The sequence below is a fragment of the Actinomycetospora sp. 2LY8.5 genome (genome assembly GCF_057180585.1).
This window is the reverse complement of record NZ_JBXUHE010000005.1, coordinates 216,471-228,310: the sequence shown is the minus strand read 5'-3', so window position 1 is coordinate 228,310 and position 11,840 is coordinate 216,471. Positions and strand designations below refer to the sequence as shown.

Sequence of the window (11,840 nt, the reverse complement as noted above, 5' to 3'; positions counted from 1 at the left end):
CGCGACGGACCTCCACGAGCTGGTCGGTGAATCACCGCGACCCTATCCGAGGCAGGTCCGTGCACGGGCTGGGAGCAACCCCACGTCACGCGGGGTGCGGCCGCTACGGCGCGAGCGCGTTGAGCAGCTTCGACACGACGATGCCGATCACGATCCACACGATGGCCGCGAGACCGAAGTTGAGGATGATCCGCAGCGACTCGCTCGCCGGGATGAACAGGTCGCCGATGCCGAGCGTCAGATTCGACGCGAGGTCGCGGAAGAAGATCGTGATGCTGTTCGCGGGGTTGGCGCCGGCCACCGCGAGGATCACGTGGATCACCAGGATCGCCGCGAAGATCACGGTCAGGATGCGGACGACCGAGGCGGCCACCGTCAGGACCTTCCGGGTGAGCGCGCGGAGGTCGTCCTGGGTGTGCGAACGCCGCTGTTCGGACGTCTCCGTGCCCGCATCCTGCGCCATGCGGGTCATCATGGCACGCCGAGTAACCCGTCGGTAGCCGAGGGTGCGACCTGGGTCACCCAACGGTCGAACGTCGCAGGTGAACGGCATGATCGTTGTACCGACACGCCCCCGGACGACGCCCCGGACTTCCGGGCGGCGACGACGCGGGCGTACCGTGACCGGCGATGTCTCCCGCGCTCGCAGCCTCCGGGCTGCTCCTTCGCCGCCGCGGCGGGGTCTGAACGGACCGGCCCCTCGCCGCGGGTGATGCGCGCTGCCGGTCGCCATCCCTCGCAGTGCAGCAGGCAGGAGCGCGACATCCCATGAGCATCACCCCGGGCTCGCCGGTCAACGACGAACCCATCGCCGACATCCGCTCGACCGTCGTCCATCCCGACGGCGAGATCCCGGCCGGCCAGCCGGCGTGGAACACCCAGCGGACCAGCCGCATGCCGGTCGACCGCTACAAGCCGTTCGCCGACCTCGTCGAGAAGATCTCGCTGCCGGACCGCACCTGGCCCGACCGCGTGATCACCCGGGCGCCGATGTGGGGAGCGGTCGACCTCCGCGACGGCAACCAGGCGCTGATCGACCCGATGTCCCCGGCCCGCAAGCGGCGCATGTTCGACCTGCTCGTCCGCATGGGCTACAAGGAGATCGAGGTCGGCTTCCCCGCCGCCTCGCAGACCGACTTCGACTTCGTCCGCGAGATCATCGAGCAGGACGCCGTCCCCGCCGACGTCCGCATCCAGGTCCTGACGCAGGCGCGCCCGGAGCTGATCACGCGCACGTTCGAGTCGCTCGAGGGCGCCCACTCCGCGGTGGTGCACCTCTACAACTCGACCTCGATCCTGCAGCGGCGCGTGGTCTTCCGCTCCGACCGCGACGGCATCACGCAGATCGCGGCGGACGGGGCGAGACTGGTGCGCGCCGAGGCCGAGAAGCGCCCGGGCACCGACTGGCGGTTCCAGTACTCGCCGGAGTCCTACACGGGCACCGAGCTGTCGTACGCCAAGGAGATCGTCGACGCGGTCGGCGACGTCTGGGAGCCGACGCCGGAGCGCCCGATGATCGTCAACCTGCCGGCCACGGTGGAGATGGCGACGCCGAACGTCTACGCCGACTCCATCGAGTGGATGCACCGGAACCTGGCTCGACGCGACTCGATCATCCTGTCGCTGCACCCCCACAACGACCGTGGCACCGGCGTCGCCGCCGCCGAACTGGGTGTCCAGGCCGGCGCCGACCGCGTCGAGGGGTGCCTGTTCGGCAACGGCGAGCGCACCGGCAACGTCTGCCTGGTGACCCTGGGCATGAACCTGTTCAGCCAGGGCATCGACCCGCAGATCGACTTCTCGGACATCGACGAGGTCCGCCGGACCGTCGAGTTCTGCAACCAGCTGCCCGTCGGCGAGCGCCACCCCTGGGGCGGCGACCTCGTGTTCACCGCGTTCTCCGGCTCGCACCAGGACGCGATCAACAAGGGCCTGCAGGCGATGGCCGTCGAGGCCGAGGCGGCCGGGCACGGCATCGACCAGCACCCGTGGGAGGTCCCGTACCTGCCCATCGACCCGAAGGACGTCGGCCGCACCTACGAGGCCGTCATCCGCGTGAACTCGCAGTCGGGCAAGGGCGGCGTCGCCTACCTGATGAAGACCGAGCACCAGCTCGACCTGCCGCGCCGCCTGCAGATCGAGTTCTCCCGGCGCGTCCAGGAGGTCACCGACTCCGAGGGCGGCGAGGTCTCCGCCAAGGAGATGTACGACATCTTCACCGAGGAGTACCTGCAGCGTCGGGTCCCGCTGGAGCTCGTCAGCTCGCGTGTGCAGACCCACGACGACGGCAAGGCCGAGCTGAGCGCGACGCTGAAGGTCGAGGGTGACCTGCACGAGGTCACCGGCGTCGGCAACGGCCCGATCGCCGCGTTCGTCGACGCGCTCGCCTCGGTGGGCTACGACGTGCGGGTCCTCGACTACGCGGAACACGCCATGTCCGCCGGCGACGACGCGCGCGCGGCCGCCTACGTCGAGGCCGCCGTGGGCGACGTCGAGGTCTGGGGCATCGGCATCGACGGCTCGATCCTCACGGCGTCCCTCAAGGCGGTCGTGTCGGCGGTCAACCGCGCGATGCGCTGAGCACGATCACGGTGACGATCCCGCTCCGACGTGAGTGGGATCGTCACCGGATTCGCGGTCAAGCCCGCGTCGGCGCGCTTCGAGATCCGGGTTCGTGGCGCGAATGTCTCGCTGAGCGGAGCGTTCGCTCCACGAATCCGGATCTTGCTGGTCCGGTGGCGGATCCCCTCTCGGGCGGGGGGACCCGCCACCGGGGCCACGACCTCCACGAGGTCGTGACCGGCTTCACCCGGGCAGGTCGAACTCGCCGGCCTTGACGCCGGCGACGAACGCCGCCCACTCCTCAGGGGTGAACCGAAGCGCCTCGGACGACTTCGTGTCCACGACGCGCACCTCGTTCTGGCCGACCGCTACGCCCACACAGTTGCCGTCAGAGCAGAAGCTGCTCACAGTCACGGTCGCATCACGGTGGGCTCGAGGCGCGGTCACGACGGCATCCAAGCGGATACGGTCGGCGTGCACGACCGGAGATCGCTCGTCAGGTATCGCTGATGCGCCGAAGCGCTCGTTCCATGAGGGGAACGGACTGGTCTTCCGGAAGCGATGCCTCGACGAGCGTGGCGAGCCGCCGGTCGTAGAGGGCGACCTCCTCTGGGTCGGCGAGGAACTCGCTCGCCGTGCCGGGGCGCTCGACGTAGATCAGCCCGTGCTCGATGACCGAGAACCGCAACCTCGCGAACGATTCCCGGCTGGCGGGCACCAGCCCGGCCGCGAACGGCAGCACGCGGACATCGACGTGATCAGCTTCGGCAACCTCGATGAGGTGCTCGACCTGGCGCGCGAGGACCTCGGAGTCGCCGACGACGCGATACAAGGTCGACTCATCGATGACGCACCGGAACGTCAGCCCGTGGTCGGCGGCGAGCGCATCCTGTCGCCGCATCCGGACCTCGGTCATCAGCTCGATCTGTGCCGGTGTGTGCGTCTGCCCCCACGCCGCTTCGAGGACACCCCGCGCGTAGTCCCGTGTCTGCAGGAGTCCGTGAACGATGTGCGCCTCGTACGCGTTGATCTCTTCGGCGTCCCACTCATACTCGACGTACAGCGCCGTGTCCGCGGGCAGGACGTCGCTGAACGTCTGCCACCACATCGGTGACTTCCCAGTGAGCGCCCAGGATTCGAGGCGTTCACGCAGTTCGACGTCTCGGACCCCGTAGATCTCGAGCATGTCGCGCACGTCGCGCCACCGGGGCACACCCTTGCCGTTCTCGAGACGGCTGATCTTCGATTGCGAGCACTCGAGCCTGCGGGCCACGTCCTCGAGCTTCAGACCTGCGCCTTCGCGGAGGCGTTTCAGCTCTCCTCCGAGGCGACGGCGGGTCACCACAGGGCCGGGTGACCAGGTCATCCGTCGCCTCCTGGATCGAGCGGACGTGCGCCGACTCCCCCGGCCGGTCTCGATGTGCACACGGTAGACCGTCGGCGGCATGTCGTCACGCAATCGTTGTGTGCAATTGCAGAACACACTTGTGCAGTGCAGTGACACACGGCACTCTCAGAGTACGGCCGCAACGCCGGGAGACGTGGACAGCACGACTCGACGGGAGGCAGACAACATGATCGCTACGAGGAGCGGGCGCCGCCGCGGAGTGTTCCGCGGGCACCGATGACCGCCATGACGATCATCATCACGGTGGTCGTCTTCTGGAGCCTGTTCGTGGTGGGTGTGCTCGTGGGCATCTCGGTGCACCGCGAGGCGACGCGACGTCGCAGTGCCCGCCTGCACCGCGCCGAGATGGCGCTCGACAGGGACGTGATCGTCGCCGGCCGCACACCAGCGCGCGGCCGGGACTTCCGCGTCTGACGACTACGAGAGGGCGCGGCGACCGGCGAGGGCGCGGCCGAGCGTGAGCTCGTCGGCGAACTCGAGGTCGCCGCCCATGGGCAGACCGGACGCCAGCTTGGTGACGGTCAGGCCCGGGAAGTCGCGCAGCAGTCGCACGAGGTAGGTGGCCGTGGCCTCGCCCTCGGTGTTGGGGTCCATGGCCAGGATGACCTCGGCGATCTCCGGCTCCCCACCTTGATCGCTGCCGGCGCCGCCGATGCGGGTGAGCAGCTCGCGGACCCGCAGCTGGTCCGGCCCGACGCCCGACAGAGGGTCGAGCGCCCCGCCCAGCACGTGGTAGCGACCGCGGAACTCACGGGTGCGCTCGACGGCCAAGACGTCCTTCGGCTCCTCGACGACGCACACGAGCGTCGCGTCACGCCGCGCGTCGCTGCAGATCCGGCAGCGGGGCTGCTCGGACACGTTGCCGCAGACGTCGCAGAAGACGACGCCGACCTTGACCTTCTGCAGGGCCTCCTGCAGGCGCGTGACGTCGGCCTCCTCGGTCGCCAGCAGGTGGAACGCGATCCGCTGCGCGCTCTTGGGACCGATGCCGGGCAGGCGGCCCAGCTCGTCGATGAGATCCTGGACCGGCCCCTCGAACACGGCTCTCCTTGGCTCCGCGTCCCGGCACTACTGCCCGGGCAGGCCCAGCCCGCCGCCCATGTCCCCGAGCCCGCCGGCGAGCGGGCCCATCTTCTCCGCCTGCAGGTCGGCCGCCGCCTGGGCCGCGTCGGCGAGCGCGCCGACCACGAGGTCCTGCAGGGTCTCGACGTCGTCCGGGTCGACGACCTTCGGGTCGATCTTCACGGAACGGATCTCGCCGGCCGCGGTCTGCGTGACGGTGACCAGGCCGTTGCCCGCCTGGCCGGTGACTTCGGCCTCGGCCAGCTCCGCCTGGGCGGACATCAGCTGCTCCTGCATCGCCTGCGCCTGCTGCAGCAGCGCGCCCATGTCCATGCCTTCAGGGTTCTGACCGGGTTGCACGTCACCAGCGTAACCGCGCCCGCCCGCTCGCCGTCGCACCCCGCGAGGAGGCAGGCTCCGCGGTGATGACCACCGCGAGCGACACCCTGCTGCACCGCCTCCTCGACGCGACCTCCTGGCGCGCCTTCGACGTCGACGCCGCGGGGCGCATCCTCGCCGGCCACGACGCGTCCGGCTCCGTCCAGCTCGTCGAGCTCCGCCCCGACGGGAGCCGGGTGCCGCTCACGGCCCTGCCCGGCGCCGTGCACGGGCGCTACCTCCCCGGTCGCCGGACCGTCGTCGTCTCCCACGACGCCGGCGGGAACGAGCGCGCCCAGCTCTCGCTGCTCGACCCTGACGCCGTGGACGAGCCCGTCGGCGAGGACGGGCTGACCCCCCTGGTCCGCGACCCCGACCACATCCACGGGCTCGTCGAGGTCCTCGAGGGCGGCCGCATCGCCTACGTCACCAACCGCCGCAACGGCGTCGACTTCGACCTCGTCGTCCGCGACGTCGACGCCGGCCCGGGAGACGACGCAGAGACCGTCCTCTACGACGGCGGCGGCATGGTCGGGAACGCCGCGATCGCCCCCGACCACACCCGGGCCCTCATGACCCGGCCCGGCCGCCCCGCGCTGAGCTCGCAGGTCCTGCTGCTGGCCGGCGACACCGTCACCGAGCTCACCGACGCCGACGAGCACGCCCGCCACCTCTGCCCCGAGTGGCTGCCCGGCGGCCCTGATGGTGCGGCAGCGGCGGTGATCACCACCGACGCCGGCCGCGACCACCTCGGCGTCGCGCGCCTCGACGTCGCCACGGGGGCGCTGACGTGGCTGGTCACCGACGACGCCCATGACGTCGCCGCGCGCCTGTCCCCCGACGGCCGCCGACTGCTCGTGGTCACCGACGACGACGGCGCCAGCCGACTCGCCGTGCACGACGCCGACGGCACCTTCGTGCGTGCGATCGCCCTGCCGCCCGAGCTGCGCAGCGGGGTCGCCGACTTCCTCACCGCCCCGCGCTGGTCCCCGGACTCCACCGGCCTCGCGGTCACCTGGACCGACCCCGCGTCGCCGGCCGACGTCCTCATCGTCGACGCCGAATGCGGACGCGCGGCCGTGGCGGCCTCGTCGCGCGAGCCCCTGGCTGCGTCCCTCCCTCCTGGCCTGGACCTCGTCGACCCGACCAGCCACGGCGTCCCCACGCCGGACGGCGAGACCGTGCCGTGCTTCGTCTACGCGCCGGCCACGCCGTCCGGGTCCAGCGTGACGATCGTGCACGGCGGTCCCGAGGGGCAGTCGGTGCGCTCGTTCTCGGCGATCGTGCAGGCGCTCGTCGGTGACGGGCACACCGTGCTCGTGCCGAACGTCCGCGGCTCGGTGGGCTACGGGAAGCGCTGGTACTCGCTCGACGACGTCGAACGCCGTCTCGACTCGGTGGCCGACCTCGCCGCCCTGCACGCCTACCTCCCCCAGCTCGGTCTCGACCCCGCGCGGGCGGCGCTGTGGGGCGGGTCGTACGGCGGCTACATGGTGCTCGCGGGCCTCGCGTTCCAGCCACAGCTCTGGGCCGCGGGCGTCGACATCGTCGGCATCTCCTCGCTCGTGACCTTCCTCGAGAACACCTCGGCCTACCGCCGCGCGCACCGCGAGCGGGAGTACGGCTCGCTCGAGCGCGACCGCGAGTTCCTCGAGCGCGCGTCGCCGCTGAACCGCATCGGCGACGTGCGCGCCCCGCTGTTCGTCATCCACGGCGCCAACGACCCGCGGGTACCGCTCTCCGAGGCCGAGCAGGTGGCCGCGGCGGTACGGAGCAACGGCGTGGAGGTCGAGATGGCGGTCTACGACGACGAGGGGCACGGGCTCGCGAAGCGGGTCAACCGGCTCGACGCCTACCCGCGCGCGGTGGCGTTCCTGGCACGGGTGCTCGCGGGCTGACCGCCACGTGATCCACCGCCGGTGCTCACCGCGCGTTCACCCTCCGCCCCGACGGCTCGGATGAGGTGACGGTGTCCGCGATGCCGAGCGATGCCGGAGCGCCCCCTCGATGCCGTCTGCCCACTCGAGATCCCGGGTCCTGGTCCTCAGCGCCGCCATCGGCCAGGGCCACGACGGCGCGGCCCGCGAGCTCGTGCGCCGGCTCGACCGCCGGGGCGTGGACGCCCACGTGCTCGACTGGACCGCCCTGCTCCCCCGCTGGGGCCGGCGGAGCCTGCGCGACCTCTACGCGCCGTCGGTGCACCACGCCCCGGCGCTGTTCGACCGGATCTTCACCGACCTCGAGTACCCGCGCCGGCCCGCGAGCGTCGTCACCGGGCACCTGATCCGGGTCACCGAGGCCCCCGTGCTCGCGGCCACCCGGGACGTCGACGCGGTCGTCGCGACCTACCCCCTCGCCGGCCGCACCCTGGGCGCGCTGCGCGCGGACGGGCGGCTCGGTGTGCCCGCGCTGACCTTCCTCACCGACCCCGCCGCGCACCGCCTCTGGTGCCATCCCGGCCTCGACGAGCACCTCACGGTCACCGACGCCACGGCCGTCGACGGCGCGCGCTACGGCGTCCCGCTGCGCAGCGTCGGGCCGCTGTGCGCGCCGCGCTTCTCGCGCCCGATGCCCGTCGCGACCCGCGGGCGGGTGCGCACGGAGCTGGGCGTGCCCGACGACGTGCCCATGGCCCTGCTCGTCTCGGGCTCGCTGGGGATGGGCGAGGTCGAGAAGGCGGTCGACGCGCTCGGGCGGCACCCGCGCGCGTGGTCGGTCGTCGCCTGCGGGCGCAACGCGAAGCTGCGCGCCCGGCTCGCCGGTCGCGCGCGGGTGGTGACGCTGGGCTGGCGCGACGACGTCCCCGAGCTCATGGCGGCCGCCGACGTGCTCGTGCACAACGCGGGCGGGCTGTCGTTCACCGAGGCGCTCGTCGCCGGGCTGCCGGCCGTGACCTACCGCCCGATCCCCGGGCACGGCCGCGCCAACGCCGCGGTCCTCGACGAGGCCGGGATCGCGCCGTGGCTGCGGGGTCCCGACGAGCTCGTCGCCGCGATCGACGGGTTCGGCGCACGACCCCCGCGCCGGCGTCCACCGCGGCCGTGGTGGACCGAGGAGCGCGACGCCTCCGCCGTCGTCGCCCGCCACGCGGGCGCGCTCGCCGAACCGGCGCTGTCCGCGGCCGGGTAGCCCGTGCTCGCCGAGGTGCTCGCCGTCGGCTCGGCCGCCGCGGCCGGCGCGGCGGTGGTCGCCCAGCAGCGGGCGACGCACGAGCTGGGCGGCACCGCGGACCGTCGGGTCCTGCGGCGGCCCTGGTGGCTCGCGGGGACCGGCGCCTCGGTCGTCGCGAGCGCGCTGCAGGCGGTGGCGCTGGCCGGGGGCGCGGTCGTCGTGGTGCAGGCGTTGCTCGCGACGGCGGTGGCCTGGACGACGGTCGGCGAGTCCCTGCTGGCGCGGCGACTGCCCGGGCGCGGCCCGCTGCTCGGTGTCGGGCTCGCGATGCTCGGCCCGGTCCTCGCGGTCGTGCTGCTCGGGCCCCTCGCCGCGGCGGAGGGCCCCGTCGACCCGACCGGTACCCCGGTCGTGCTGAGCCTGCTCGGCGTCGGGGCGGTCGTGGTCGCCGGGCTCGGGTGGGCGCGGCGACGGCCCGGTGCGCCCGGCGCGCTGGGCCTCGCGCTGGCCTGCGGGGCCGGCTACGGGCTCGCCGCCTGCCTGCTGGCCGTGCTGGCCCGCGCTCCCGGCGCCCTGCTGACCGACCCGCAGTACGCCCTGGCCGCGGTCCTGCTCCTGGTCGTCGGCCCCGCGGCGTTCGTGGCGAGCCAGCGGGCGCTCGCCCGGGCCCGGCGCGCCGGGCCGGTGGTCACGGTCATCCTGCTCGCCGACCCGCTGGTCGCCACGGTCATCGGCGCCACGTGGTTCGGGGAGCGGATCGCCCTCGACGCCCCGACGACCGCCGGGATCGTGCTGGCCGCGGGCCTCGCCGTCGTCGGCGTCCGCCTGCTCGACCCCGTGCCGGAACCGGTGCCGGCGCGCTGAGCCCTACCGCCCGTCGACCCGCCGGGCCCCGAGCTGCGAGGTCAGCAGCTCCATGGCCGCCTCCTCCGGGTCGACGCGCGGGCCCCCGGCGCCGCCGCCCGGGTCGGCGGCGGCCTCGTTGTACATGTCCTCCTCGGTGACCTCGCCGTCCTCGGGCGGCGGCTCCGGCGGCGGAGGGACGTCCGCGGGCCCGGGCGCCGGACGGCTCGGGCGCTGCGGCGGGCCTGGCTCGCGCGCCTGCTCCCGTGCCGGCGGTCTCTCCTGAGCCGGCGCCTCCTCGCGACGGGGGCGCTCGGGGCGCTTCGGTGGGTCGGGTCGCTGGCGGGCGGTCGGCTCCGGGCGACTCGGCGCGTCGCCCCCCGTGCCGTGGACGGCCTGCACCGTCCACTGCCCCGTGAGCACCGCGCCGAGCGCCGCGGCGACGTGGTCGGCGCGGTTGGGCTGGGAGAGCTGGCGCGCCAGCGGCGGCGTCGGCATCCCGAGCGTGACCGTGGTGCCCTCGACCGCCGTCACCGTCGCGTTCTGCAGCAGCGCGTGCGTGGGCTTGTTGCGCTCGCGGACCTGGTTCATCACCTCGGGCCACACCCGCCGCAGACCGGCGGCGTCCATGGCGCCCGCCGCGGGCGCCTCGGCCGGAGCCTCCGGCCGCGGCGGACGCGCCGGCGGCTCGGGCCGGCCCTGCTCCGGACGAGACTGCTCCGGGCGGGTCTGCTCCGGGCGGGCCTGCTCCGGACGGGACGGGGGACGCGGCACGTCACGCGGCGGCTCGTCGCGGCTCTCGACCGTGGCCGTCGGGCGTTCGGTGGGAGGCTCGACGGTGGCGTCGAGCCCGCCGGCCTTCGACGGCGCCTGCTCGGACGCCTTCTCACGCTGCGACGGACGGGTGAAGCGTGCCGGGTCGTCCGCCCCCTCGGCGCCCGCACCGGACGGAGCACCGGAGGCCCCCAGCGCCAGCCGCCGCTCGACGCCCTCGAGGCGCTGCACCATCGCCGCGTCCTCGGACGACGCCGCGGGCAGCAGCATGCGCGCGCACACCAACTCGAGCAGCAGCCGTGGCGCCGTCGCCCCGCGCATCTCGGTGAGCGCGGTGTGCACCAGCTCGGCGTACCGGGCCAGCGCCGCGGGACCGAGGCGCTGGGCCTGGTCGACCATGCGCTCCAGCTCGTCGGCGGGCACGTCGACCAGCCCGCGCTCGCCGGCGTCCGGGACCGCCTGCACGAGGATCAGGTCGCGCAGGCGCTGGAGCAGGTCGGACGCGAAGCGCCGCGGGTCGTGCCCGGCCTCGACGAGCCGGTCGACCGCACCGAACACCGCCGGGCCGTCCTGGGCGCCGAGCGCGTCGACGACGTCGTCGAGGATCGCCACGTCGGTGACGCCGAGCAGGCCGACGGCGTGCGCGTAGGTGACGCCGGCGTCGTCGGCGCCGGCGAGCAGCTGGTCGAGCACCGAGAGCGAGTCGCGCGCCGAGCCACCGCCCGCGCGGACGACCAATGGGTACACCGCCGGCTCGACCGTCACGCCCTCGTCGATGCAGATCCGCTCGAGCAGCCCGCGCAACGTGCTCGGCGGCAGCAGGCGGAAGGGGTAGTGGTGGGTGCGCGACCGGATGGTGGTGAGCACCTTCTCCGGCTCGGTGGTCGCGAAGATGAAGATGAGGTGCTCGGGCGGCTCTTCGACCACCTTGAGCAGCGCGTTGAACGCCGCCGTGGTGACCATGTGCGCCTCGTCGATGATGAAGACGCGGTAGCGGGAGGCGACCGGCGCGAAGTGGGCGCGGTCGCGCAGCTCACGGGCGTCGTCGACGCCGTTGTGGCTCGCGGCGTCCATCTCGGTGACGTCCAGCGATCCGGGTCCGTTGGGTGCGAGCGCCACGCACGAGTCGCACACACCGCACGGATCGGGCGTCGGGCCCTGCACACAGTTGAGCGAGCGGGCCAGGATGCGGGCGCTCGAGGTCTTGCCGCAGCCGCGTGGGCCGGAGAAGAGGTACGCGTGGTTGATACGGCCGGCCGCGAGCGCCGTGCGCAGCGGATCGGTGACGTGCTCCTGCCCGACGACCTCGGCGAACGTCGCCGGCCGGTACCTGCGGTAGAGCGCCAGAGCCACAGGGCGAGGCTACGCGGGCGGTCCGACGACGAGCGCCCGGTCCCGGAGAAGAGAAGGGGACCCCGCGCACCCGCCAGAGCCCGCTGACCCTTGCTGCCTTCCGGCCCTGGGGGAGTTCACAGGATGGACGCCGCGCGGGGTCCGTGCGCCAGTGTAACGAAGGGCCGCATCCCGCCGACCCGCCCCGCCCGTCGCCCGGAGCGCGCCGGGGGACCCGGTATCCTGTCGGGCGGAGGATTGGCCGAGCGGCCTAAGGCGCACGATTGGAAATCGTGTTGGGGTAACACCCTCACGGGTTCGAATCCCGTATCCTCCGCCGCTGTGACCAGCACGAGCGCCGGTCGGCCTG

11 protein-coding genes, 1 tRNA gene and 1 other RNA gene are annotated in these 11,840 nt (G+C 73.4%); 6 read left to right on the top strand and 7 right to left on the bottom strand.

What is annotated here, in order from left to right; all coding sequences use genetic code 11:
* Positions 1-103: 103 nt before the first annotated feature.
* Positions 104-463 (bottom strand): hypothetical protein, encoded by a 360-nt coding sequence (locus AC2A1K_RS09550; RefSeq protein ID WP_483896076.1) that lies wholly within the window; start codon positions 461-463, stop codon positions 104-106.
* Between the two features lie 305 nt (positions 464-768).
* Between AC2A1K_RS09550 and leuA the strand changes: the two genes are divergently transcribed.
* Positions 769-2,580 (top strand): 2-isopropylmalate synthase, encoded by a 1,812-nt coding sequence (leuA, locus tag AC2A1K_RS09545; RefSeq protein WP_483896075.1) that lies wholly within the window; start codon positions 769-771, stop codon positions 2,578-2,580.
* A gap of 225 nt (positions 2,581-2,805) precedes the next feature.
* Here leuA and AC2A1K_RS09540 read toward each other — a convergent pair whose 3' ends face one another.
* Both AC2A1K_RS09540 and AC2A1K_RS09535 read right to left on the bottom strand, forming a co-directional pair.
* A complete protein-coding gene (locus AC2A1K_RS09540; RefSeq protein WP_483896074.1) occupies positions 2,806-2,976 on the bottom strand; it encodes a DUF397 domain-containing protein in 171 nt (56 codons plus the stop codon).
* Positions 2,977-3,058: 82 nt separating this feature from the next.
* Positions 3,059-3,988, bottom strand: coding sequence for a helix-turn-helix domain-containing protein (locus tag AC2A1K_RS09535; protein ID WP_483896073.1), 930 nt, complete (start codon positions 3,986-3,988; stop codon positions 3,059-3,061).
* Between the two features lie 207 nt (positions 3,989-4,195).
* Here AC2A1K_RS09535 and AC2A1K_RS09530 point away from each other — a divergent pair, with 207 nt between their 5' ends.
* Positions 4,196-4,384 (top strand): hypothetical protein, encoded by a 189-nt coding sequence (locus AC2A1K_RS09530; protein ID WP_483896072.1) that lies wholly within the window; start codon positions 4,196-4,198, stop codon positions 4,382-4,384.
* A gap of 3 nt (positions 4,385-4,387) precedes the next feature.
* Here the strand turns inward: AC2A1K_RS09530 and recR are convergent, their stop codons facing one another.
* On the bottom strand, positions 4,388-5,011 hold the full coding sequence (recR, locus tag AC2A1K_RS09525; protein WP_483896071.1) for a recombination mediator RecR: 624 nt from the start codon (positions 5,009-5,011) through the stop codon (positions 4,388-4,390).
* 27 nt (positions 5,012-5,038) lie between these two features.
* The gene (locus AC2A1K_RS09520) at positions 5,039-5,359 is read right to left on the bottom strand and encodes a YbaB/EbfC family nucleoid-associated protein (protein ID WP_337704887.1); all 321 of its coding nucleotides are present in this window, start codon (positions 5,357-5,359) and stop codon (positions 5,039-5,041) included.
* A gap of 98 nt (positions 5,360-5,457) precedes the next feature.
* On the opposite strand from AC2A1K_RS09520, the gene AC2A1K_RS09515 reads away from it, so the two are divergent.
* The 3 genes from AC2A1K_RS09515 to AC2A1K_RS09505 all read left to right on the top strand — a co-directional run bounded on the left by AC2A1K_RS09515 (position 5,458) and on the right by AC2A1K_RS09505 (position 9,385).
* On the top strand, positions 5,458-7,308 hold the full coding sequence (locus AC2A1K_RS09515) for a S9 family peptidase (RefSeq protein ID WP_483896070.1): 1,851 nt from the start codon (positions 5,458-5,460) through the stop codon (positions 7,306-7,308).
* A gap of 109 nt (positions 7,309-7,417) precedes the next feature.
* Positions 7,418-8,539: an MGDG synthase family glycosyltransferase gene (locus AC2A1K_RS09510; protein WP_483896069.1), complete on the top strand. Its 1,122-nt coding sequence runs from the start codon at positions 7,418-7,420 to the stop codon at positions 8,537-8,539.
* A gap of 3 nt (positions 8,540-8,542) precedes the next feature.
* The gene (locus AC2A1K_RS09505) at positions 8,543-9,385 is read left to right on the top strand and encodes a DMT family protein (protein WP_483896068.1); all 843 of its coding nucleotides are present in this window, start codon (positions 8,543-8,545) and stop codon (positions 9,383-9,385) included.
* A 3-nt stretch (positions 9,386-9,388) separates the two neighbouring features.
* Here AC2A1K_RS09505 and AC2A1K_RS09500 read toward each other — a convergent pair whose 3' ends face one another.
* Complete coding sequence (locus tag AC2A1K_RS09500) at positions 9,389-11,491, bottom strand: DNA polymerase III subunit gamma and tau (RefSeq protein WP_483896067.1); 2,103 nt, start codon at positions 11,489-11,491, stop codon at positions 9,389-9,391.
* Positions 11,492-11,542: 51 nt separating this feature from the next.
* Positions 11,543-11,637, bottom strand: an RNA gene (ffs, locus tag AC2A1K_RS09495) — signal recognition particle sRNA small type.
* Positions 11,638-11,722: 85 nt separating this feature from the next.
* On the opposite strand from ffs, the gene AC2A1K_RS09490 reads away from it, so the two are divergent.
* Positions 11,723-11,807, top strand: a tRNA-Ser gene (locus AC2A1K_RS09490).
* Positions 11,808-11,840: the final 33 nt, after the last annotated feature.

Coding starts and splice junctions, on each gene's coding strand:
- AC2A1K_RS09550 (WP_483896076.1), bottom strand. CDS start 463: ATGGCGCAGGATGCGGGCACGGAGACGTCCGAACAGCGGCGTTCGCAC.
- AC2A1K_RS09520 (WP_337704887.1), bottom strand. CDS start 5,359: ATGGGCGCGCTGCTGCAGCAGGCGCAGGCGATGCAGGAGCAGCTGATG.
- AC2A1K_RS09515 (WP_483896070.1), top strand. CDS start 5,458: ATGACCACCGCGAGCGACACCCTGCTGCACCGCCTCCTCGACGCGACC.
- AC2A1K_RS09510 (WP_483896069.1), top strand. CDS start 7,418: ATGCCGTCTGCCCACTCGAGATCCCGGGTCCTGGTCCTCAGCGCCGCC.
- AC2A1K_RS09530 (WP_483896072.1), top strand. CDS start 4,196: ATGACGATCATCATCACGGTGGTCGTCTTCTGGAGCCTGTTCGTGGTG.
- leuA (WP_483896075.1), top strand. CDS start 769: ATGAGCATCACCCCGGGCTCGCCGGTCAACGACGAACCCATCGCCGAC.